Here is a 20,805-nt window from a genome sequence, read left to right on the forward strand (position 1 = left end):
CGCAATGGCAAGCGCCTTCGGCTACATGTCCGGCCGGAGACAAAACCATGGCCGAGACCGACAGCAGAAAAACCATCGTGCTCACCGGCGCCAGCCGCGGCATCGGCCATGCGACGGTGAAGCGCTTTTCGCGCGAGGGCTGGCGCGTCATCACCTGCTCGCGCCAGGCCTTCGCCGAGGATTGCCCGTGGCCGGCCGGCCCCGAGGACCACATCAAGGTCGACCTCGCCGACCAGGAAGATGTCGGCATCGCCGTTTCGGAAATCCGTCATCGGCTTGAGGCGCATGGCGGACAGCTGCACGCCCTGGTCAACAATGCCGGTATCTCGCCGAAGCTGAAAGACGGCAGGCGCATGGACTCGATCGAGACGCCGATGCATGTCTGGCGCGACGTGTTCCAGGTCAATTTCTTCGCGCCGATCATGCTGGCAAGGGGGCTGTTCAAGGAACTCGCCGCTGCCAAGGGCTCGATCGTCAACGTCACCTCGATTGCCGGCACCAGAGTGCATCCGTTCGCCGGCACGGCCTATGCGACGTCGAAAGCGGCGCTGGGCTCGCTGACGCGCGAGATGGCGCATGACTTCGGCCCGCACGGCATCCGCGTCAACGCCATCGCGCCGGGCGAGATCGACACGGCGATCCTTTCGCCCGGCACCGACAGAATAGTCGAGACGATCCCGCTGAGACGGCTGGGCGCCACTTCGGAAGTGGCCGACATCATCTTCTTCCTGTGCTCGGGTCAGGCGTCCTACGTGACCGGCTCGGAAATCCACATCAATGGCGGCCAGCACGTTTGATGGCTGACTTCAGATCATGGTGACAACGGCCTTGCCGCTGAAGCTGCGTTGCCGCAGCGCGTCCAGGGCCCGGCCGATCTCCGTCCACGGCACGGTCATGGCCACGCGCGTTTCGAGCCTGCCGGCCGCGACAAGATCGAGCAGCGCGGCGATGTCGGCGCCGATGGCTGAACCGGACGTGTAATAGGCGAAGGTCTGAAGCCTCGCGCCTTCGTGGCCCGGAACGAACTGACGGAAACCGGTCGGCGTGAGCTCGCCGCTGCTCGAACCGAACATGACGATGGTCCCGCCAGGCGCGATGCGTTCGATCGCATCGGCGAGGCTTTTGCCGCCGACCGACTCGGTGATCAGCGAAAAGGATCCCTCGGCCAGTTCGATCGACTCGACGACCTGCCCGGCGCCCAGATCGCGAAGATCATCGTGGTGCCGGGCCGAAGCGACCGCTGTCACCGAAGCGCCTTGCTCGCGGGCGATCTGGATCTGGAAGCGGCCGACCGCGCCGCTTGCGCCGGTGATCAGGACCCGCTGTCCGGCGAGATTGCCGCCATGGCGCAAGGTCCTGAGCGCCGTCGTGCCGGCCACCGGAAGCGTGGCTGCGGACGCGAAGCTGACCGCGTCCGGCACGACGGCAAGACGATCGGTCGGAATCGCGACCCGTTCAGCCCAGCCGGCCTGGTCGACCAAGGCGGCAACGCGCGTGCCCGCGGTCGGGCCTGAGCCATCGGCCGCCGCGCGCTCGACAATGCCGACGATGTCCTGGCCAGGTATCCACCCGTCAGGTCGGATGCCGAGCAGGCGCAGCTCGCCACGATTCAACGATGTTGCATGAACGGCCACCAATGCTTCATTTCTATTGCAGTTTGGGTGATCGACCTCGGTGAGCTTCAGCCGGTCGGAGCTGTCGGAAGAGATGGCGAGAGCGAGCATGGGCCCGTCCTTTGAAATTGGCGTTTGGGAGTCGCGATCGATTGACGAAGTGGCTGGAGCCTATCGACTTTCGTGGTCGAAGAATCTAGAGATAAAGCCAGATGATCGCTGAAAGCAGTCAAGAATGAGACAGCCGCTTCGCTGGCCCTGGCTGGATTTCGATGTCGACGATGTGGCTGCGCCGGCGATGGCCGTTGGCGTCGATGTCACCGAGACCAGGGCCGAGGTGCGCGAGCATTGGCACCGCAAGGGGCAGCTCGTCTTCGCGCTCGGCGGCGGCGTCACCTGCCGCGTTCCGAGCGGGCTTTGGATGGTGCCGCCGCATTGCGGGGTGTGGGTGCCGAGCCGCATGGAACACAGCAACATCGCGACGGCGAATGCGCGGATTTTCTTCGTCTATATCGAGCCCGGCGCCGCCGACCTGCCGGACCGGTGCTGCACGCTTTCGATCTCGCCGCTGCTGCGCGAGTTGATCATCGAACTGTCGGAGTGCGCGCCGAACGATGCGCGCGGCAACTTCCTGGGAAGGGTGCTGCTCGCGGAACTGCCGCGTATGCCTGTGCAGCAATTGCATTTGCCGATCTCGGCCGAGCCGCGGTTGCGGCGGATCGCCGAAGCGCTGGCCGACGACCCCTCCGATCGCAGCACGTTGGCGCAATGGGCAGACCATGTCGCGCTCAGCGAGAGCAGCCTGGCGCGGCTCGTTGTGAAGGAGACGGGTTTGAGTTTCGGACGTTGGCGCCAGCAGTTGCATCTGATCGTGGCGCTCAGGGAACTGTCCGCCGGCGCCAGCGTACAGCAGGTGTCGGGCGATCTCGGCTATGAATCCGTGACCGCTTTCATCACCATGTTCAAAAAGGCGCTGGGCAAGCCGCCGGCGAAATATCTCAGCGACGTCGCGCAGAATGGCGGCTCCGCGTTCCTGGCCTGAGATCCGTCAAGCGGGCTGCGGGTTGATCTCCATGACAGGTGCGGCCGGATCCGTGGTCTTGCCGGTCACCACCTCGACGATGGTGCGGGCGATCTCGCGCTCGCCCATGATCACGATGTCGGCGCCGAGCCCTTTGAGATGCTCGACCTCGGCGTCGGAATGAGCGCGGGCGATGACGCTGATCGCCGGATTGGCGGCTCGAGCCCGAAGCACGATCTGGCCGGCCTCGAAGGCATTGGGGATGGCGAGGATCAGTCGCTTGGCGCCTTCCGGGTTGGCGGCTGCGAAGACGTCCGCATTGGCAGCGTTGCCGGCGACGGTCTCGACGCCGTCGTCGCGCAGCTTGGCCAGCGTCTTGTCGGCGTCCTCGATCACCAGGAAGGGCAGGGCGGCTTCTTTCAGCGCAGCGCCCACAAGGCTGCCGACCCGACCATAGCCGATGAGGATGGAATGGCCGGCGAGGGTCGTCTTCGGCGGCGGGCCGTCTTCCTTTTCTGGAGCCGCCGACACCGAAGCGACCTGGCCGGGCTCGGTCGCTGGGCCGATAGGCCTTTGCTCTTCGGCGGGCGCGGCCTTGCCGGCGCGCTTTTCCAGCCACGGCTTCATCCAGTCGACAACGAGGAACATCAGCGGATTGAGCAGGATCGAGAGGATGGCGCCAGCGAGGATCAGGTCGCGGCCCTGCTCGGGCAACAGTTTCAGGCCGACGCCAAGCTCGGCCAGGATGAAGGAGAATTCGCCGATCTGGGCAAGGCTCGCCGAAATCATCAGCGCGGTCGCGATCGGATAGCGGAAGGCGATGACGATAACGAAAGCGGCGATCGACTTGCCGATAATGATGATGGCCAAGGTGGCGAGGATCGGCAGGCCGTTGCTGATCAGGCTGAACGGGTCGAACAGCATGCCGACCGAGACGAAGAACAGCACCGAGAAGGCGTCGCGCAGCGGCAGCGATTCTTCCGCCGCGCGGTGGCTGAGCTCGGATTCGCTCATGATCATGCCGGCGAAGAAGGCGCCGAGCGCCAGCGAGACGCCGAACAGCTTCGCCGCGCCGAAGGCGACGCCGAGCGCGATGGCCAACACCGCGAGCCGGAACAATTCCCGGGAGCCGGTATGGGCGACGTAATGCAGGATCCACGGAATGACCCTGCGGCCGACCACCAGCATGACCACGACGAAGGCGGCGACCTTGGCGAGCGTGACGCCGACCACGCCCCAAATGCCGTAGCTGGCGGGCAGCGAAAGCAGGCTCGCATGGTCGTCGACCTGGGGCTGGCCCCCGAGCACGCCGGCGAGCGCCGGCAAGAGCACCAGCGCCAGCACCATGGCGAGATCCTCGACGATCAGCCAGCCGACGGCGATGCGGCCGCGCTCGGTCTCGATCAGCCGCCGCTCCTGCATGGCGCGCAAAAGCACCACGGTCGAGGCGACCGAAAGCGCCAGGCCAAAGACCAGGCCGGCGCCAAGCGACCAGCCGAGCAGCCAGGCAAGTCCGACGCCGAGCAGGGTCGCAAAGCCGATCTGCACGATGGCGCCCGGCACCGCGATGGCGCGGACGGACAGAAGGTCCTTCAGCGAAAAATGCAGGCCGACGCCGAACATCAAAAGGATGACGCCGATTTCCGCGAGCTCGTTGGCGAGGCTGGCGTCGGCGACGAAGCCGGGCGTGTTCGGACCGACAAGGACGCCAGCGACAAGATAGCCGACGAGCGGCGGGATGCGGAAACGGTTGGTTAACGCCCCGAAGACGAATGCAAGCCCCAGACCGGCGACGATGGTGGCGATAAGGGGCGTGTCATGCGGCATTGTCTTTTGCGCGCCTTTCGAAAATTCACGATGTCGGATGGGCGCCCGCCGAGGCCGTCGCCTTCGGCAATATGATGGACGCAGCGGCGATGATGCAACCGCCGCCGCGCAGAATTCGACGCTGAAGTCGGCGCGCACCGGAAATCGGCGCCGCGCCGACAAGAGACGGCTTCGGGACGCGACCCAGCCTCGAAGCCGCTTTTTTTCGGCGCTTTATGCCGCTTGCAACAGGTTCTCGATGTCGGGAATCGTATGGTTCGTGAGTGTCTTCGGGATTTCCGCCTGCACCTTCTCGCAAACCTCCTTGTGCAGCTTCTGGCGCATCTCGCCAAGCACCTGCGGCGGCGCAATCAGCACGACCGCGTCGAACGCGCCGCGGTGCGCCAGCTTGTAGAGCCGGTCGGCAATCTCGACGGCGAAACGCTCCTTGCCGAGACGGTGCCAGTCGGTTTCCTCGACGGCGCTGCGGGGACCCTCGTTGCTCTGGCGGCCCGGCTTGTCGCTGCCTTGCTCACGCGTGGCGGGGTTCTCCTGCTCCATCTCCTGCACCACTTCGAGGTTCGGGAACTTGGCGTCGCCCTGGTTGCGCAGGAAAAGCGCCTTTTCGCCATCAGCCACGATGACCCACAGTCCGTGTTTCAGCTTGATGCTCATGGCGTTCCTCCTTGCTTGCTGCTTGCCGATAGATGGAGCTTGGGATCCGCAAATGGATTGCTAGGCAAACGAGCCGCGAGGCATGATTGTTCCGATCCGGCGATGGCGTCTCGATCGCTTCCGGCAGACTCGGTCGAGCGCCTATCCCGCAGGGTCAGCTTTAATCTACTAACTTAGTAGAATTTAGAATAAACTGTTTTGCGGCTTTCTCGGTCAGGCGCTAAAAATTACGACAGATCAAGGCTGTTTCTTATGCCGCTCCGGCCGTCTCACCGTCAAAGTAGAATTTTTTTCTCTTGGCCTTCGCAGTTGCGAAAAAGCGATTGCCTGCCGTTCGGCGACGCGCGAGTGCTTGCCTTCTGATTTTGGGCGTGGCCGCGTAAAACTGCCAAACTATTCCAATATTGCTCATTGCCATGTCGCCAGCCAACGCCAAGCTCAATGCCTTTCCCGTCTTCATGCGGGTCGACGGCGAAGCCGTAGCCATCGTCGGCAATGGCGAGGAGGCGCTCGCCAAGGTGCGGCTGCTTTCGCAATCGAGCGCGGTGTTGCGCATCGTTGCCGACAATGCCAGCGACGGCCTGCTGGATTTCATCGCGTCGGCCGGCGCTGTTCACATTAACGCAGCCTATGAGGCCGCGCATCTCCAAGGTGCCGCCCTGGTGTTCGCCGCCAGCGGCGACGAGGCGCTCGATCGCCGCGTCGTCGAGGACGCGCGGCGGCTGGGCATTGCGGTCAACGCCGTGGATCGTCCGGAGCTGTGCGATTTCTTCACGCCCGCATTGGTCAACCGGGCGCCGGTGGCGATCGCCATCGGCACAGAGGGCGCCGGACCGATTCTGGCGCAGATGCTGCGCGGGCGCATCGACCGCATGCTGTCGCCGTCGCTCGGCCGGCTGGCTTCACTTGCTGCGTCCTTCCGCGCCGCCGCCGAGACGCTGCCGAAGGGCAATCGCCGCCGCCGCTTCTGGAGCGATTTCTTCGCCGGTTCGCCGGCCAAGGCTATCGAAGCAGGCGACCTCGCCGAGGCGCATGGCGCGGCGCTCGAGCTTTTGGCTCACGATGCTTCGGTCGAGGGACATATCGCGCTGGTCGGCGCCGGTCCGGGTGCGGAGGACCTTTTGACCTTGCGCGCGCATCGCCTGCTGTTGGAGGCCGACGCCATTGTCTACGACGCGCTGGTGCCGGAGGCGATCGTCGCCATGGGCCGCCGCGACGCCGAGCGCCTGCCGGTGGGAAAACGCAAGGGTTGCCATTCCAAGAGCCAGGAAGAGATCAACGCGCTGCTCATCGAGCTGGGCCGCGCCGGCAAGCGCGTGGTGCGGCTGAAGTCCGGCGATCCGCTGGTGTTCGGCCGTGCCGGCGAAGAGATGGCGGCGCTGCGCGAGGCCGGGATCGCCTATGAAGTGGTTCCGGGCGTCACCGCCGCCTTCGCCGCCGCCGCCGATTTCGAGCTGCCGCTGACGCTGCGCGGCGTTTCGTCGTCTATGGTGTTCACCACCGGCCACGATCTCAAGGGCAACTCGCTGCCCGACTGGGCCAAGCTTGCCATTTCGGGCGCGACCGTTGCCGTCTATATGGGCCGTTCGGTGGCGGCGGAAGTCGCCGGCCGGCTGATCGAAGCGGGACTGTCGCCGGATACTGCCGTTGCCGTCGTCGAGAATGCCAGCCTCGGCAACCGTCGCCGTTTCCACGGCACGCTTGCCGACCTGCCGTCGCTGGAGGAGCGCGCCGATCTCACCGGACCGGTGATGACGATCATCGGCGACGCCGTCGCCGGCGCCAATTTTGAACAATCCGAGCCGCTCGCGGCACATAAGCATGAAGGCGCGGCTTCAGCCGTGGCCGAAGGAGTTGAGCAATGAAGGTTCTCACCGCGAACAGGCTCTCCGACGGCATCGCCGTCTGGTACGCCGACGGCGGCTGGGCGGAGACGGTTGGTCACGCCGATATCGCGCATGACAAGACGGCGGAGGACCGGCTGGAAGCGATCGGCGCCGCGGCTGGCGCCAACAATGAGGTGGTCGACGTCAACCTGATCGACGTCACGGTAGTCGATGGCCTGGTCGAGCCGGTGCGGCTGCGCGAAAAGATCCGCGCCGCGGGCCCGACCATCCGCACCGATCTCGGCAAGCAGGCGAGCCCGGAAGCGGCACGCGCGGCTTAAACCCAAGAATAGCAGCGGGCGGACGCGCCCTGAAAGACGAAGCATGTACCGTTACGACGAGTTCGACCAGGATTTCGTTCACGCCCGTGTCGCCGAGTTCAGCGACCAGGTGCAGCGCCGGCTTGCCGGCGAGATCACCGAGGATCAGTTCCGGCCGCTCAGGCTGATGAACGGCGTCTATCTGCAGCTGCACGCCTATATGCTGCGCATCGCCGTGCCCTACGGCACGTTGAACAGCAGGCAATTGCGCATGCTCGGCCACATCGCGCGCAAATACGACAAGGGCTACGGCCATTTCACCACGCGCCAGAACATCCAGTTCAACTGGCCGGCGCTGTCCGACATCCCGGCGATCCTCGCCGATCTGGCGAGCGTCGAGATGCACGCCATCCAGACCAGCGGCAACTGCATCCGCAACGTCACCGCCGACCATTTTGCGGGAGCCGCCGCCGACGAGGTCGCCGATCCGCGTCCCTATGCGGAAATCCTGCGCCAATGGTCGTCGGTGCATCCCGAGTTCTCGTACCTGCCGCGCAAGTTCAAGATCGCGGTGACCGGTGCCGAGCGCGACCGCGCCGCCATCCAGACGCATGACATCGGCCTGCATCTGAAGAAGAACGCGGCCGGCGAGCTGGGCTTTGCCGTCTACATAGGCGGCGGCCAGGGCCGCACGCCGATGGTGGCGAGAAAGATCCGCGACTTCCTGCCGGAGGCGGAGTTGCTGTCCTACTGCACGGCCATCCTGCGCGTGTACAACCTCTACGGCCGTCGCGACAACAAGTTCAAGGCGCGTATCAAGATCCTGGTGCACGAGACCGGCGTGGAGGAGATCACCCGCCAGGTCGAGGCCGAGTGGCAGGAGCTGAGGGACGCCGAGCTCAAGCTGCCGGAAGCCGATATCCAGGCGATCAACGCCTATTTCGCGCCGCCGGCGCTGGTTTCCCGACCGGAAGGCGATGACGCGGTGAAACAGGCCAGGCTCGATTCCAAGAGCTTTTCGGAATGGCTCGACCAGAATGTCGTGACGCATCGCCACCCCGATTACGCGGCGGTGACCATCTCGCTCAAGGGCATCGGCGAGGTGCCCGGCGACGCAACGGACAGCCAGATGGAAGCGGTTGCCGACATCGCCGAGAAATACGCCTTTGACGAATTGCGCGTCAGCCACGAACAGAACCTGATCCTGCCGCATGTAGCGCGCGCCGACCTCAAGGCGGTCTACGACGCGCTGGTCGAGATCGGCCTGGCGACAGCCAATTCCAATCTGATCAGCGACATCATCTCGTGCCCGGGCCTCGATTATTGCGCGCTGGCCACGGCGCGCTCGATCCCAGTAGCGCAGGAAATCTCGCGCCGCTTCGCCTCGCTGGAGCGGCAGCGCGAAATCGGCGAGTTGAAGCTGAAGATCTCCGGCTGCATCAATGCCTGCGGCCACCACCATGTCGGCCATATCGGCATTCTGGGCGTGGAGAAGAAAGGCACCGAGCTCTATCAGGTGACGCTCGGCGGTTCGGCCGACGAAAACACATCCGTCGGCGAGATCATCGGCCGCGGCTTCTCCTCGGATGAGATCACCGATGCCATCGAGCAGATCGTCGATACCTATCTCGGCCTTCGGCTCAGTCCTGACGAACGTTTCATCGACGCCTACCGCCGTGTCGGTCCCGCGCCGTTCAAGGAGGCGCTCTATGCTGGCGAAACCAAGGCCGCTTGACCGGACAGGCGAAGTCGAGACCGGCGTTGCCGCCGAGGCAGCGGGGCTCGACGCGCTGTTGGGCCATCTGAAGCCGATCGAGATCATCGAACGATCGGCGCACGAATTCCGCGGCGCGGTCGCCGCGGTGTCTTCCTTCGGCGCGGACTCTGCCGTGCTGCTGCACATGATTTCGGAGATCGACCGCGCGCTGCCGGTCATCTTCCTCGACACCGGCAAGCATTTCGAGGAGACGCTCGGCTATCGCGACGCGCTGGTCGCCGATTTCGGCCTCACCGACATCAGGGTGATCAAGCCGGAAGAGACCGCGCTCCAACGCGTCGACCCGACCGGCAGGCTGCACGAGACCGACACCGATTCCTGCTGCAATGTGCGCAAGGTCGAGCCGCTGGCGCGCGGCGTCGAACCGTTCCGCGCCTGGTTCACGGGGCGCAAGCGCTTCCAGGCTTCGACGCGCACGGCTTTGCCCGTCTTCGAGGCCGTCGGCTCACGCATCCGCATCAATCCGCTGGCGCATTGGACGACATCGGACCAGGCCGACTATATGCGGGCGCATGCGCTGCGCGAAAATCCGCTGGTCGCCTATGGCTATCTCTCGATCGGCTGCTTCCCCTGCACGCAGCCGGTGCAGCCGGGCGAGGATGCGCGCAGCGGCCGCTGGGCGGGGCACGCCAAGACCGAGTGCGGCATTCATTTGTCGGGGCTGGAAAAGTCGCTGACCGACGCCTCACTTTAGGATACGCCGATATTCAGGTGATGCCGGCCTGCAAATGGCGACTTCCTGCGCTTCCGGTGCTCACGTACTTCAAGTACGCTCCGCTCCGGTTCTCGGAAGCCACCATTTTCGGCTCGGCCTGACCTGAATCTCGACATATCCTTGGGACTCTTTGGAACTTTAGGAATTTTGATGACTGGATCGACGACAGCGGGGACCCGCCTCTGGACCCGTGACGGTTTTCGCGAGGATGAGTGGACCCACGCCGAAAGCGCCGAGGCGCTTGCCGGCAACGGCCGTTTCATCCTGCCTCTGCAGGCTTTTCTCGGGCTGGATGAAGACGTTCGCAAATCGGCCAAGGAGCGTCTCGGCGTCCTGCTGCAGCCCGGCGACGAGCTGGACAAGATAACTGGCCTGCTCGACCAGCTGTCGCTGGTAGCGCTGGCCTTCCCGGCCTTCAATGACGGCCGCTCTTTTTCCAAGGGCGAATTGCTGCGCGCCCGGCATCAATTCAAGGGCGCGGTGCGCGCGACCGGGCAGGTGCTGGTCGACCAGCTGCCGCATATGCTGCGGCTCGGCTTCGACGAGTTTGAGGTCTCCAATCCGGTGCTCTTGAAGCGGCTGGAGGAAGGCCGCACCGGCGGCTTGCCGCTTTACTATCAGCCGGCGGTCGAACCGGAGGCCAAGGGTCCAAAATATTCCTGGCGGCGCAAGCGTCCCAGCTGACGCGGCATTTCATTGGGCGAATGAAATCGCTGTGGTCCGACCAGCGTCACGCATTTTGTTGTCAGCCCAGCTCAAGATAGGTTTGGAAAGCGCGCTGCGCTGGTCTGGTCAGACCACATTGGCGATTCGGGCTTCCGCTTCGGCCGACCTGCCCTTAGAATAGGCCATTACTTCGTACCACGAAATAATGGCCAGCTAAGGGAGGAAGCAGCATGGCAGGCAAGAAGATATTGATGCTCGTTGGCGAGTTCAGCGAGGAATACGAGATTTTCGTCTTTGAGCAGGCCATGCACGCGGTCGGCCACACCGTCCATGTCGTGTGCCCGGACAAGAAGGCCGGCGACGTGCTCAAGACCTCATTGCACGACTTCGAGGGCCACCAGACCTATACCGAAAAACCCGGTCACGATTACATCCTCAACAAGACCTTCGCCGAGGTGAGCCCAGCCGACTACGATGCTGTCTATGCGGCGGGCGGCCGCGGGCCGGAATATATCCGCATCGACAAGCGCGTGCAGGCGCTGGTCAGGCATTTCCATGAAACCGGCAAGCCGATCTTCACCATCTGTCACGGCGCGCAGATCCTGATCGCGGTCGACGGCGTGGTGCGCGGCAAGGAAGTGGCGGCGCTGCATTATTGCGAGCCGGAAGTGACGCTTGCCGGCGGCATCTATATCGATGTCGCGCCGACCGGCGCCCATGTCGACGGCAATCTGGTTTCAGCCAAGGGCTGGCCGGGCCTAGCCGCCTTCATGCGGGAATGCCTGAAGGTGCTCGGCACCGAGATCCGTCACGGCGAAGTGCTGATGCGCGACGACAGGAAGGCGGCCTGAAACTTGTCAGTTGCGGCGCGCGGCTACTGACGCCGCGGGTCGTCCGCGTTCTCCGCCTCGGCGCCGTCGAGGCGGTCAAGCAGGTCGGTCAACTGCCGGGGCATCTCCCTTTCCAGGCGAAATACCGGCAAGGTGCGCAGAAAGCGCTTCGTCGCTTCGCTGCCCGCCTGCCGCCTGATATCGTTGGCCAATTCGGCGCGCCTGTTGCCGTTGTTGCCGTTCATCGTCCCAAAATCCTGTGTCGGCTTCGAAACTCCCGCGGGCGGTTCATGGTTCCCGTGGCAGTGCTCGAGAGCAAGCAAAGCTGCGTGATACGGTAAAGTTTGAATTAATTTGGAACGGCAGCCTGCCGCCGGCCGCCTGCGCTTGCCCCTTGATTTTTGCCCTCCAAACCTCGATATCGGGCGCAAATCCAGAGCAATTCGAAATGACGGGAAACGCGATGAGCGACCAGGCAAAAGACGAACGCACGCCCGAAGAGATCGAAGCCGCCGAGGCTTCCGGCGAGCGTGCGGAGGGCGGCGTCGACGGCGACTACGAAGCGTTGGTGCGGCTGCTGAAGGAAAACGAGGAACTGAAGGACCGTGCACTGCGCGCGGCGGCCGAAATGGAGAATTTGCGGCGGCGCACCGCGCGCGACGTCCAGGACGCCCGCGCCTATGCCGTCGCCAATTTCGCGCGCGACATGCTGTCGGTGTCCGACAATCTGCGCCGCGCGCTGGACGCGATTCCCGCCGAGGCGAAGGCCAGCGGCGACGCCGGCTTCAAATCGCTGATCGAAGGGGTTGACCTTACCGAGCGCGCCATGCTTTCGGCGCTGGAGCGCCACGGCGTGAAGAGACTCGCGCCCGAAGGCGAGAAGTTCGATCCGAACTTCCACCAGGCGATGTTCGAGGTCCCCAATCCGGATGTTCCCGCAGGCACTGTCGTCCAGGTGGTGCAGCCGGGCTATTCGATCGGCGAGCGCGTGCTGCGGCCAGCGATGGTCGGTGTCGCCAAGGGCGGCCCGAAGGCGGCCGCCGAGGCCAAGGTCGAGCCGGGCCCGGTGAACGAGCAGGCCGAGAAGGATGCGTGAGAGGGAGTAGCGAATAGGGAGTAGTGAGTAGGGGCTGATATTTATCCGCGGCTTCGTGCTATTTCCCTACTCACTATTCGCTACTCACTACTCGCTCGCCCATGAATCCCATCGCGTTGCTCGACTATGCCGGCGTCGCCGTGTTCGCGGCGACGGGTGCGCTTGCCGCATCGCGCAAAGAACTCGACATCATCGGCTTTCTGTTCCTGGCCAGCGTCACCGGCATCGGCGGCGGGACGCTGCGCGACGTCATCCTCAACCTGCCGGTGTTCTGGGTCGCCAACAGCGGCTATGTGCTGATCTGCGCCGTCGTCGCGGTGCTGGTCTTCTTCAGCGCCCACCGGTTCGAATCCCGCTACAAGCTGCTGCTGTGGCTCGATGCCGTCGGCCTTGCCGCTTTTTCCGTGATGGGCGCGGCCAAGGGGCTGGCGATCACCGGCTCGCCCGTCGTGTCGGTCATCACCGGCGTCTTGACGGCGACCTTCGGCGGCATTCTGCGCGACCTGCTTGCCGGCGAGCCATCGGTGCTGCTCAGGCCCGAGATCTATGTCACGGCCGCGCTTGCCGGCGCCGCCATCTTCACCCTTGGCGATCTTGCCGGCCTGCCGGCGCTGGCGTCCAGCCTGCTCGGCTTCGCGGGCGCATTCGCGGTGCGCGGCGGAGCGCTTAAATTCGGCTGGTCGTTTCCGGCCTATAAGAGCCGGCCGGGGCGAAGGCCGGAGGATATTCCCTGAGGGAGCGAGGAGCGAATAGGGAGTTGCGAATAGGGGTTGAACGGAACAGATCCCGCCACTTTCTTCTATTCGCTATTCGCTATTCGCTATTCGCTATTCGCTATGCCGCGAAACGCTGCCCTTCGCCGCCATAGTAGTTGACATAGCGGGCGCCGATCTCCTTGACCGGCATGACGACGAAGACGTCGACGGTCGAGAATTCGTGGTCGATGACGCAGCCGTCGCCGATGCGGGCACCGACACGCAGATAGCCCTTGACCAGCGGCGGCATGGCGGCGATCGCCGCCTTGGCGTTCACCGCCTCGATCGGCATCAGGTCCATCGAACAGTAGCGTCCCGGAACCGCGCGAACATCCCAGGCGGAGTTGGTGCGGCAATGATGGGCGAGATAGGTCAGCGCCTCGGCATGCGCCGCCGGCACGATGCCATGGAACGAGGCGCAGCCGGTCATCACGCCGATGTCGTAGTGGTTGATATAGGCCCAGATGCCTTGCCAGAGCGCCTCGATGGTGCGTTTGGAGCGGTATTCCGGCAGAACGCAGGAACGGCCGAGTTCGAGGAAGCGCTGGCCGGGATGCCGCGCAATCAGCTTGGTAAGCTCGAACTCGCCCTCGGAATAGAAGCCGCCGGCCGTTGCGGCGATTTCCTGCCGCAGCAGGCGGTAGGTGCCGACGATGCGGCGGTGCTCAGGGCCGGGAAGGGAATTGTCCAACACCAGAAGGTGATCGCAGAGCGGGTCGAACCGGTCGGCGTCGCGCCGGTCCTGCGCCTGGAACAGGTCCTTCCTCGCGCCAAGCTCGTCGTAGAATACCCGGTAGCGCACTTCCTGGGCGGCGGCGATCTCGGCCTCGTTGCGGGCGAGCCGCACTTCGAGATTGCCGATGCGGCCCAGCGGAGCGCCGCTTGCGACGGCGTCGGCGGTACGGGCGGCGAGCAGGGCGCCGCCGGCATTCGGCCGAGTGTCACATTCAGGCACGACTGTATGCACGAGTGATTCTCCTTCGAGCCATCCCTCTTGGCACGGGGATACGGTGTAGGTGCAACAGGATTGTGACAGTACCGTGATACGACGTGGCGGGCAATACTTTGTCGGCTGGGCAATACACTCAACCGGCTATCTTGTGATCGCGAAAGCCAAGCAAGCCAAGGCGTTCAACGGTTAGAAATTTCCTCAGGCGGCAACCTGGCCCTCGACCGCCTGGACGAGCGCGTCCGGGTCGAGCGGCTTGGTCACGAAACCGCTGGCGCCATGGGCAAGCACGGCATGCCGGGTCTTTTCCTGGCTGTCGGCCGAAAGCACCATGATCGGAATCGGGGGCATGGCCAGGGACTCTTCGTGGCGACGGATGGCGGCGATCGCGTCCAGCCCGTCCATGACAGGCATATGCAGGTCCATCAGCACCACATCGAAGCGGAACTTGAGGCCGGCATCGGTAACGGCATCGACCGCGGCCTTGCCGTTGCCGACGATCTTGACGCGGTGTCCGGCCTTGAGCAGCGTGGCGCGGGCGAGCATGGCGTTGATGTCATTGTCTTCCGCGATCAGCACCGACAGGCCCTGGTCGCGCTTGCGTACCGAGGGGGCACCGCGCGGCTTCGGCAGCGGCTTGGCTAGCGCCGAGCCATGGCTGGTCAACAGCACACGCAGCAGGGTCTCGCCCCGCACCGGCCGGGCCAGGAAGGTGGCATAGCCGCTGGCCCGGAATTCGCCGAGCATGCCGCGATCCGTCGGCGCAATCAGGGTGATGGCCTCGCAGTCGGCAAAGCCAGAATCGCGCAGCCGCTTGAGCAGCCTCCCGTCGCTGTTTTCGAGCGCGGCATCGATCAGAAGGACGTTGCAGCCCGCAGCGAAGGGGGCGGCCTGGCCCGGTGTCGCGGCAACCTCGACGATGCCGCCATGGGCCCTGATCGCGCGGGCGATGGCATCGGCCTCGATGGCGTTTTTCGACACGATCACCGCCCGCCGGTCGGCAAGGATGTTGTGGCGATGCGGCGGCGGCTCGGTCGCGGCGACCGCCGGAAGCTCCAGGACGAATTCGGATCCCTCGCCGAGCCGGCTCGAGACCGAGATCGAGCCGCCCATCGCCGTCGCCAGCCGCTTCGAGATGGCAAGCCCGAGGCCGGCGCCGCCATGCACCCTGGTCGAGGTGCCGTCGGACTGCTCGAATTCCTCGAAAATGCGCTCCATGTCCTCTTCCCGCAGGCCCGGGCCGGTGTCGGCGATGGTGAAGCAGATACGGTCGGTGGTTTCGCTGCGGGCGCGTGCCACGCTCAGCAGCACCCCGCCCGTGTCGGTGAACTTCACCGCATTGCCGATGAGGTTGAGCAGCACCTGGCGCACGCGGCCGGGATCGGCGGTGATCATCTGCGGCACATCGGGCTCGACATGGCAGCCGAGGCCTATGTTCTTGGCGAAGGCCTTTGCGGCCAGAAGTTCGATGATGTTGTCGGCGATCTCACGCAGCGAGATCGGCTGGGGCTCGGGTTCGAAGCGGCCGGCCTCGATCTTGGAATAGTCGAGCAGGTCCTCGATGAGCGCGAGCAGCGCGCTGGCCGAGGTGGAAACGGCGCCGACATAGGTGCGCTGTTCGGGCGAGAGGTCGGTATCGGCAAGCAGCTTCGCCATGCCCATGATGCCGTTCATCGGCGTGCGGATCTCATGGCTGACGGTGGCGAGGAAGCGTGACTTGGCCTGGCTGGCATATTCGGCCCGTTCGCGCGCGGTGATCAGCGAGGATTCGGCGCGCTTGCGGGCGGTGATGTCGCGGGCGATCGCCCGGTGCGAGACCGCGCCCGTGTCCTTGTCGCGCACCGACAATTCGATCCAGGAGAACCAGCGTGGTCCGTTCGGGGTGCGGATCGCGACATCCGTCGAGCTCAGGCATTCATGATCGGAGAAGGCGGCGTCGGGAACGATGCCGACATCGATGCCAAGCTCGGACAAGGTCTTGCCGGCAAGATCGCGCGCATCGAACTCGACAAGCGAGGCAAAGACGCTGTTGGCATAAACGATATGGCCGTCGCGGTCGCGATGGACGACGAGGTCGCCAAGCGCGTCGATCAGACCGCGGAAGCGCTCCTCGCTCTCCTGCATCTCCCACATGCGGTCGGCGAGAGTCTCGATCTCGGCGCGGCTGCGCGCGGCGGTCTCGTCGAGAAGCGCTGCGGTGCGCCGCTCGTCGCGACGGCTGCGCAGATGCATGGCAAGGCCGGCAAAGGCTATGGCGGCGAGGCCGGCCGTGATGATGAGCGGCGCTCCGGTGAGATGCGCGAGCCCCGCCATGATGGCGATGGCGGCAACGATCGTCAGGAAGGGCAGGCCGTCGTGGCTGGCCCCCGGCAGGTCGGGAGCCAGCGGCGGCGCGACGAGCACCTGCCGCTTCGGCGCATCGGGGATGAGCCTGTGAGCGCCAGCGGCTTTACTGTCCTGTCTGATGTCGGAGTCCGCGACCATGCGCAGATCATGCCAGACAGAAATTATGGAAGGCTGGGAGGGATCGTTCGAATTTTAGCTATTTGAGCGGATCCGGCTGTCCGCATGCGCGGGCGAAACCGAGCTTCGCGAGGTCGTTGCGAGCTACATATCGACAACGACACGACCCCTGACCTTGCCTTCGACGATATCGCGCGCGGCGGCGACAATGCCGTCGAAACCGATCGTGCGGGACAATGTCGACAGCTTCTTGGAGTCCAGGTCGGTGCCGATGCGGCGCCACGCTTCCAGGCGTACCGGCTTCGGCGCCATCACCGAATCGATGCCGAGCAGCGAGACGCCGCGCAGAATGAAGGGCGCGACGCTTCCCGGCAGGTCCATGCCGCCGGCCAGGCCGCAGGCGGCGATCGCGCCGCCATAGGAGGTCATCGACAGCACATTGGCCAAGGTATGGCTGCCGACCGAGTCGACGCCGCCTGCCCAGCGCTCCTTGGCGAGCGGTTTCGCGGGCTGGCTGAGCTCTTCGCGCGAGATCACCTCGGCCGCACCAAGGTCGATCAGATAGGGGCTCTCGGCGTTGCGGCCGGTCGAGGCGATGACATGGTAGCCGAGGCTCGACAGGATCGAGATGGCGACCGAGCCGACGCCGCCGGCAGCGCCCGTCACCACCACGGGACCGCGGTCCGGCACGATTCCGTGCCGCTCCAGCGCCATGACCGAGAGCATTGCCGTGTAGCCCGCCGTGCCGACAGCCATCGCATCATGCGCGCTCATGCCCTCGGGCAGCGGCACCAGCCAGTCGCCCTTGACGCGGGCGCGGCCGGCATAGGCGCCGTAATGCGTCTCGCCGACGCCCCAGCCGTTGAGGATTACCTTGTCTCCCTTGCGCCAGTCGGCATGCGAGGAGGAGATCACGGTGCCGGCGAAATCGATGCCTGGAACCAGCGGCCAGCGGCGCACGACCGGGGCCTTGCCGGTGATGGCGAGCCCGTCCTTGTAGTTCACCGTCGTCGCCTCGACGGCGACAGTGACATCGCCTTCCATCAGGTCGGCCTCGGCGAGGTCGACGACATCGACGGACTGCTTCTTGTCCGCATCGCGCGAGACGAGGATGGCTTTGAAGGTGTCGGGCATGATTTTCTCCTCGCCTCTGGCTGATGAGGAAGTCTGCGGTTTCAACAGCGTGAGGTCAATTGCCAAGGTCCTGGGACTTGGCTTCGCGCCGCCAGCCGATCAGTTCGTCGAAGACGACAAGCGCTGCGCCGACCGAGATGAAGGTGTCGGCGAGATTGAAGACCGCGAAGGACCAGACGGGCGTGTGGAACAGGATGTAGTCGATGACGTGACCGTAGACGGCGCGGTCGATGAGGTTGCCGAGCGCGCCGCCGATGATCAGCGCAAAGCCGATACGAGCGACGACATGGTCGGCCGACGTGCGCGTGGCGAGATAGAGCACGAAGGCGACGACGAGCACGGCGATGACTACCAGGCCGGTATCGCCGAAGGACTCGAACATCGAGAAGGCGATGCCGGTGTTGTAGGTGCGAAACAGCGCCAGGAAGGGCAGGAGGTCGACCTTCTCCTGAAAGGCGAGACCGTTCTCGACCAGCTGCTTGACCCACTGGTCGAGCGCAATGGCGATGACGACCAGCACGACGTAAGGCGACCAGGATTTCATTTGGCGGTCCTCATCGGATGTCATTGGCAGGCTCGAGCTTCAACGCGCCGCGCCGGATCTCGAACAACATCACGCCGGTGGCGACCGCCAGATTGAGCGAATCGGCCCGGCCTGCCTGGGGAATTCTGAGCAGCCGGTCGCAGCTTTCGGCGAGACTGTCCGGCAGGCCCTGCTGCTCGTTGCCCATCAGCAGCAGGACCGGTCCCCTGGAGAAATCGACCGAGCGATAGTCGACCGCGCCCTTGAGATGGGTTCCGGCGACAAGGCCGGAGAAATCGCGGCGCCAGGCGAGGAAGGCCTGCTCGGTCGCCCTGGCGACCGGCACGGCGAAGATCGAGCCCATGGTGGCGCGCACCGTCTCCAGCGAGAACGGGTCGGTGGTGTCGCCGACCAGGATGACGCCCTTGGCGCCGACGGCGTCGACGGTGCGGATCACGGTGCCGAGATTGCCGGGGTCGCGCACCCGGTCGAGCGCCACCCAGACATCGCCGTCCCTGGCGCGGATGTCCTTCAGCGGCACCGTCTGCTGCGCGAAGACGCCGACCACCATTTGCGGGTTCTCACGGCGGGTGATGGCAGCGAGCACCTTTTCGGAAACTTCGAGCACCATGCCGCCGGCGGCAACGGTCCGCGCGGCGACTTTTTCGACGGCCGGGTTGCCGCGTCCGGCCTTGGCGAAGACCAAGGTCCTGATCGACCAGCCGAGGTCGAGGGCATCGATGACCAGCTTCAGGCCCTCGGCCATGAAGGCGTTCTGCTGGTCGCGGAATTTTTTGAGCGCCAGCGCCTTGATGTCCTTGACCAGGGGATTGGCAAGGCTGGTGACTTCCTTGACCTGCCCGACAGGGCGAGCGCCGTCATGTGCCGTCATTCAAGCCACCCAGCGCGAGAACAGCGAGGTCGACAGCGCGCGGCCGGCGGATTTCTCGCGAATGATCAGCTCGCCGGATTCGACCGTGCCGCCCATACCGGCGAAGGTATCGCGCATCAGCGCATGGATGGCGAAGAAGGAAGCGCGGATCGAATAGGCGGTGAGGACGACGGCGAGCGGTTTCGGCGTCAGGATCGAGCGGCAAAGCTCGGTGAGGCCCGGCAGGTCCTCGAACAATTGCCAGACCTCGCCCTTGGGTCCGCGGCCATAGGCCGGCGGATCGAACAGCACGATGTCGTAGCGGCTGCCGCGGCGTTCCTCGCGCTCGGCGAATTTCATCGCGTCCTCGACGATCCAGCGGATCGGCTTGTCGGCAAGGCCGGCCATCTCCTGGTTCTCGCGCGCCCAGCCGATCGCCTTCTTCGAGGCATCGACATGGGTGACCTCGGCGCCGGCGCGGGCCGCCACCAGCGAGGCGAGGCCGGTATAGCCGAACAGGTTAAGCACCTTGACCGGGCGTCTCGCCGACGCGATCAGTCCCGCCATATGGTCCCAATGCGAGGCCTGCTCCGGAAAGACGCCGACATGGCGAAACGAGGTGAAGCGGCCGAGATAATCGATGCCGTCATGCTTCATCGGCCAGGTTTCGCCGAGCGGCGTTTTGGGAAACCGCCAGCGGCCGATGCCTTCTTCGTCGGTGTCGCCGGTAAAGATGGCGTCGGCGCGCTCCCAGTCCTTCGCCGGCAGGGCCCGCTGCCAGATTGCCTGGCCCTCGGGGCGCACGATGCGGTAGGGGCCGTATTGCTCGAGCTTCTCGCCGGCGCCGCTGTCAAGCAGGGCGTAATCGGCGTTTGGCGCGACTTCGAGGATCAACGGCAGGCGCTCGGCAGGCAACGCGCCTTCGCGGCGCGCAAGCACGCGCGGCGCCGGCTTGGCTTCCTGCCGCTCCGCCGGCTTTGTTTCACGGCGCTCGGCAGGTGCGGCCTGCTGCCGTCCGGCCGCGAACGCATCACGCGGGCGGGGCTGTTCCGCCCTTGCGGGATGCGGGCGGCCATCGCGGCGTTTGTCGCGAAAAGATTTCAAAAAGGGTCATCTCCGGCGGTTCGGCCCGCTTCTGCCACAGCTCAGCCCACCGGCGCAACAAAGCCTGCCTCATTCAATGGTGCTGTCATCAACCATGCCGGATGCCGAGCAGGCCGAAACAAAGCGAAACGAAGCCAAGCGCCTTCGCCGCGGCCACCGCCATGTGGCCGGTCTCCCAACGCAGCCGGACGGCCTCGAAATTGTCCGGGATCGGTCCGGGCGCCCAGGTCGCAAGAATGTCGTTGGCCGGCTTGACCAGTCCGAACCAGAGCGCCAGCGAGACGGCATAAAGCAGTGTGGCGGCGAGCACGAGCCAGAAGGCTGTCGCTTGGCCGCGCAGCATCCAGGCAAGCAGCGCCGGGCAGAGGATCGCAGCGATATCGAGCGGCGCTCCAATGACGGCAAAGAGCAGGAACTGACCGTTGAAGACCGTCGCCTCTCGCCAGAGCGCCGGCGACCATTTCGTCAGCCTGGGCAGCGATTCCAGCACGTGGGCAAAGGACGGCCCAAGGCTGAGCGCCGCGACGAAAACGGTCAGCACCGACCAGAACAGCAGGATCCCGCGCATCTCCATTGTGGGGAGAACGGGAACGGGACGCGGGCGTTCCGTGGCAGAAGGTCGCTTGCCGCGATGTGCAGGCCAGCCCTATTGTCCGGCACG

General features: G+C 65.0%; 21 protein-coding genes. 10 read left to right on the forward strand and 11 right to left on the reverse strand.

Annotation, left to right across the window (positions count from 1 at the left end):
- Positions 1 to 47 precede the first annotated feature (47 nt).
- Positions 48 to 797 (forward strand): SDR family NAD(P)-dependent oxidoreductase, encoded by a 750-nt coding sequence (locus tag LB515_RS22530; protein ID WP_095769240.1) that lies wholly within the window; start codon positions 48 to 50, stop codon positions 795 to 797.
- A 9-nt stretch (positions 798 to 806) separates the two neighbouring features.
- On the opposite strand, the gene LB515_RS22535 is transcribed toward LB515_RS22530, so the two are convergent.
- Positions 807 to 1,724 (reverse strand): zinc-binding dehydrogenase, encoded by a 918-nt coding sequence (locus LB515_RS22535; RefSeq protein WP_224709007.1) that lies wholly within the window; start codon positions 1,722 to 1,724, stop codon positions 807 to 809.
- A 124-nt stretch (positions 1,725 to 1,848) separates the two neighbouring features.
- On the opposite strand from LB515_RS22535, the gene LB515_RS22540 reads away from it, so the two are divergent.
- Positions 1,849 to 2,655, forward strand: a complete 807-nt coding sequence (locus LB515_RS22540; protein ID WP_224709008.1) for an AraC family transcriptional regulator — start codon at positions 1,849 to 1,851, stop codon at positions 2,653 to 2,655.
- Between the two features lie 6 nt (positions 2,656 to 2,661).
- On the opposite strand, the gene ybaL is transcribed toward LB515_RS22540, so the two are convergent.
- Both ybaL and LB515_RS22550 read right to left on the reverse strand, forming a co-directional pair.
- Positions 2,662 to 4,461, reverse strand: a complete 1,800-nt coding sequence (gene ybaL, locus LB515_RS22545; RefSeq protein WP_224709009.1) for a YbaL family putative K(+) efflux transporter — start codon at positions 4,459 to 4,461, stop codon at positions 2,662 to 2,664.
- Positions 4,462 to 4,674: 213 nt separating this feature from the next.
- Complete coding sequence (locus tag LB515_RS22550) at positions 4,675 to 5,115, reverse strand: host attachment family protein (RefSeq protein ID WP_095769243.1); 441 nt, start codon at positions 5,113 to 5,115, stop codon at positions 4,675 to 4,677.
- Between the two features lie 416 nt (positions 5,116 to 5,531).
- Here LB515_RS22550 and cysG point away from each other — a divergent pair, with 416 nt between their 5' ends.
- From cysG to LB515_RS22580, 6 genes are all read left to right on the forward strand, one after another.
- Complete coding sequence (cysG, locus tag LB515_RS22555) at positions 5,532 to 6,980, forward strand: siroheme synthase CysG (RefSeq protein ID WP_224709010.1); 1,449 nt, start codon at positions 5,532 to 5,534, stop codon at positions 6,978 to 6,980.
- Complete coding sequence (locus tag LB515_RS22560) at positions 6,977 to 7,282, forward strand: DUF2849 domain-containing protein (protein WP_140547052.1); 306 nt, start codon at positions 6,977 to 6,979, stop codon at positions 7,280 to 7,282. Before cysG ends, LB515_RS22560 begins: the two co-directional genes overlap by 4 nt.
- 43 nt (positions 7,283 to 7,325) lie before the next feature.
- A complete protein-coding gene (locus LB515_RS22565; protein ID WP_095769246.1) occupies positions 7,326 to 8,996 on the forward strand; it encodes a nitrite/sulfite reductase in 1,671 nt (556 codons plus the stop codon).
- Complete coding sequence (locus LB515_RS22570) at positions 8,971 to 9,732, forward strand: phosphoadenylyl-sulfate reductase (RefSeq protein ID WP_095769247.1); 762 nt, start codon at positions 8,971 to 8,973, stop codon at positions 9,730 to 9,732. Before LB515_RS22565 ends, LB515_RS22570 begins: the two co-directional genes overlap by 26 nt.
- Before the next feature lie 171 nt (positions 9,733 to 9,903).
- On the forward strand, positions 9,904 to 10,437 hold the full coding sequence (locus LB515_RS22575) for a DUF934 domain-containing protein (protein ID WP_095769248.1): 534 nt from the start codon (positions 9,904 to 9,906) through the stop codon (positions 10,435 to 10,437).
- A 212-nt stretch (positions 10,438 to 10,649) separates the two neighbouring features.
- Positions 10,650 to 11,270, forward strand: coding sequence for a DJ-1/PfpI family protein (locus LB515_RS22580; protein ID WP_224709011.1), 621 nt, complete (start codon positions 10,650 to 10,652; stop codon positions 11,268 to 11,270).
- 23 nt (positions 11,271 to 11,293) lie between these two features.
- Here LB515_RS22580 and LB515_RS22585 read toward each other — a convergent pair whose 3' ends face one another.
- On the reverse strand, positions 11,294 to 11,494 hold the full coding sequence (locus LB515_RS22585; RefSeq protein WP_140845241.1) for a hypothetical protein: 201 nt from the start codon (positions 11,492 to 11,494) through the stop codon (positions 11,294 to 11,296).
- A 218-nt stretch (positions 11,495 to 11,712) separates the two neighbouring features.
- On the opposite strand from LB515_RS22585, the gene grpE reads away from it, so the two are divergent.
- Both grpE and LB515_RS22595 read left to right on the forward strand, forming a co-directional pair.
- Entirely contained in the window at positions 11,713 to 12,345 is a 633-nt protein-coding gene (grpE, locus tag LB515_RS22590) for a nucleotide exchange factor GrpE (RefSeq protein WP_095769251.1), read from the forward strand.
- Between the two features lie 101 nt (positions 12,346 to 12,446).
- Positions 12,447 to 13,079, forward strand: a complete 633-nt coding sequence (locus tag LB515_RS22595; RefSeq protein WP_224606875.1) for a trimeric intracellular cation channel family protein — start codon at positions 12,447 to 12,449, stop codon at positions 13,077 to 13,079.
- A gap of 100 nt (positions 13,080 to 13,179) precedes the next feature.
- On the opposite strand, the gene LB515_RS22600 is transcribed toward LB515_RS22595, so the two are convergent.
- From LB515_RS22600 to LB515_RS22630, 7 genes are all read right to left on the reverse strand, one after another.
- Positions 13,180 to 14,067, reverse strand: coding sequence for a GNAT family N-acetyltransferase (locus LB515_RS22600; RefSeq protein ID WP_095769253.1), 888 nt, complete (start codon positions 14,065 to 14,067; stop codon positions 13,180 to 13,182).
- Positions 14,068 to 14,250: 183 nt separating this feature from the next.
- Positions 14,251 to 16,533, reverse strand: coding sequence for a PAS domain-containing hybrid sensor histidine kinase/response regulator (locus LB515_RS22605; protein ID WP_224709012.1), 2,283 nt, complete (start codon positions 16,531 to 16,533; stop codon positions 14,251 to 14,253).
- A 123-nt stretch (positions 16,534 to 16,656) separates the two neighbouring features.
- Positions 16,657 to 17,646: an MDR family oxidoreductase gene (locus LB515_RS22610; RefSeq protein ID WP_224532229.1), complete on the reverse strand. Its 990-nt coding sequence runs from the start codon at positions 17,644 to 17,646 to the stop codon at positions 16,657 to 16,659.
- A 55-nt stretch (positions 17,647 to 17,701) separates the two neighbouring features.
- Positions 17,702 to 18,190 (reverse strand): signal peptidase II, encoded by a 489-nt coding sequence (lspA, locus tag LB515_RS22615; protein ID WP_224709013.1) that lies wholly within the window; start codon positions 18,188 to 18,190, stop codon positions 17,702 to 17,704.
- 10 nt (positions 18,191 to 18,200) lie between these two features.
- Positions 18,201 to 19,061: a TrmH family RNA methyltransferase gene (locus LB515_RS22620; RefSeq protein ID WP_140710196.1), complete on the reverse strand. Its 861-nt coding sequence runs from the start codon at positions 19,059 to 19,061 to the stop codon at positions 18,201 to 18,203.
- Positions 19,062 to 20,144, reverse strand: coding sequence for a class I SAM-dependent rRNA methyltransferase (locus LB515_RS22625; RefSeq protein WP_224709014.1), 1,083 nt, complete (start codon positions 20,142 to 20,144; stop codon positions 19,062 to 19,064).
- Positions 20,145 to 20,232: 88 nt separating this feature from the next.
- Positions 20,233 to 20,718 (reverse strand): DUF1772 domain-containing protein, encoded by a 486-nt coding sequence (locus LB515_RS22630; RefSeq protein ID WP_224709015.1) that lies wholly within the window; start codon positions 20,716 to 20,718, stop codon positions 20,233 to 20,235.
- Positions 20,719 to 20,805 lie beyond the last annotated feature (87 nt).

The organism is Mesorhizobium sp. CA15 (assembly GCF_020165215.1).
Taxonomy (GTDB): Bacteria; Pseudomonadota; Alphaproteobacteria; order Rhizobiales; family Rhizobiaceae; genus Mesorhizobium.

What these genes read in the sequence shown, in the direction of transcription:
- grpE (WP_095769251.1), top strand. Translation starts at nt 11,713, where the DNA reads ATGAGCGACCAGGCAAAAGACGAACGCACGCCCGAAGAGATCGAAGCC.
- LB515_RS22605 (WP_224709012.1), bottom strand. Translation starts at nt 16,533, where the DNA reads ATGGTCGCGGACTCCGACATCAGACAGGACAGTAAAGCCGCTGGCGCT.
- LB515_RS22575 (WP_095769248.1), top strand. Translation starts at nt 9,904, where the DNA reads ATGACTGGATCGACGACAGCGGGGACCCGCCTCTGGACCCGTGACGGT.
- LB515_RS22595 (WP_224606875.1), top strand. Translation starts at nt 12,447, where the DNA reads ATGAATCCCATCGCGTTGCTCGACTATGCCGGCGTCGCCGTGTTCGCG.
- LB515_RS22550 (WP_095769243.1), bottom strand. Translation starts at nt 5,115, where the DNA reads ATGAGCATCAAGCTGAAACACGGACTGTGGGTCATCGTGGCTGATGGC.
- cysG (WP_224709010.1), top strand. Translation starts at nt 5,532, where the DNA reads ATGTCGCCAGCCAACGCCAAGCTCAATGCCTTTCCCGTCTTCATGCGG.
- LB515_RS22535 (WP_224709007.1), bottom strand. Translation starts at nt 1,724, where the DNA reads ATGCTCGCTCTCGCCATCTCTTCCGACAGCTCCGACCGGCTGAAGCTC.
- LB515_RS22560 (WP_140547052.1), top strand. Translation starts at nt 6,977, where the DNA reads ATGAAGGTTCTCACCGCGAACAGGCTCTCCGACGGCATCGCCGTCTGG.
- ybaL (WP_224709009.1), bottom strand. Translation starts at nt 4,461, where the DNA reads ATGCCGCATGACACGCCCCTTATCGCCACCATCGTCGCCGGTCTGGGG.
- LB515_RS22580 (WP_224709011.1), top strand. Translation starts at nt 10,650, where the DNA reads ATGGCAGGCAAGAAGATATTGATGCTCGTTGGCGAGTTCAGCGAGGAA.
- LB515_RS22585 (WP_140845241.1), bottom strand. Translation starts at nt 11,494, where the DNA reads ATGAACGGCAACAACGGCAACAGGCGCGCCGAATTGGCCAACGATATC.
- LB515_RS22530 (WP_095769240.1), top strand. Translation starts at nt 48, where the DNA reads ATGGCCGAGACCGACAGCAGAAAAACCATCGTGCTCACCGGCGCCAGC.
- LB515_RS22610 (WP_224532229.1), bottom strand. Translation starts at nt 17,646, where the DNA reads ATGCCCGACACCTTCAAAGCCATCCTCGTCTCGCGCGATGCGGACAAG.
- LB515_RS22620 (WP_140710196.1), bottom strand. Translation starts at nt 19,061, where the DNA reads ATGACGGCACATGACGGCGCTCGCCCTGTCGGGCAGGTCAAGGAAGTC.
- LB515_RS22565 (WP_095769246.1), top strand. Translation starts at nt 7,326, where the DNA reads ATGTACCGTTACGACGAGTTCGACCAGGATTTCGTTCACGCCCGTGTC.
- LB515_RS22630 (WP_224709015.1), bottom strand. Translation starts at nt 20,718, where the DNA reads ATGGAGATGCGCGGGATCCTGCTGTTCTGGTCGGTGCTGACCGTTTTC.
- LB515_RS22570 (WP_095769247.1), top strand. Translation starts at nt 8,971, where the DNA reads ATGCTGGCGAAACCAAGGCCGCTTGACCGGACAGGCGAAGTCGAGACC.
- LB515_RS22540 (WP_224709008.1), top strand. Translation starts at nt 1,849, where the DNA reads ATGAGACAGCCGCTTCGCTGGCCCTGGCTGGATTTCGATGTCGACGAT.
- lspA (WP_224709013.1), bottom strand. Translation starts at nt 18,190, where the DNA reads ATGAAATCCTGGTCGCCTTACGTCGTGCTGGTCGTCATCGCCATTGCG.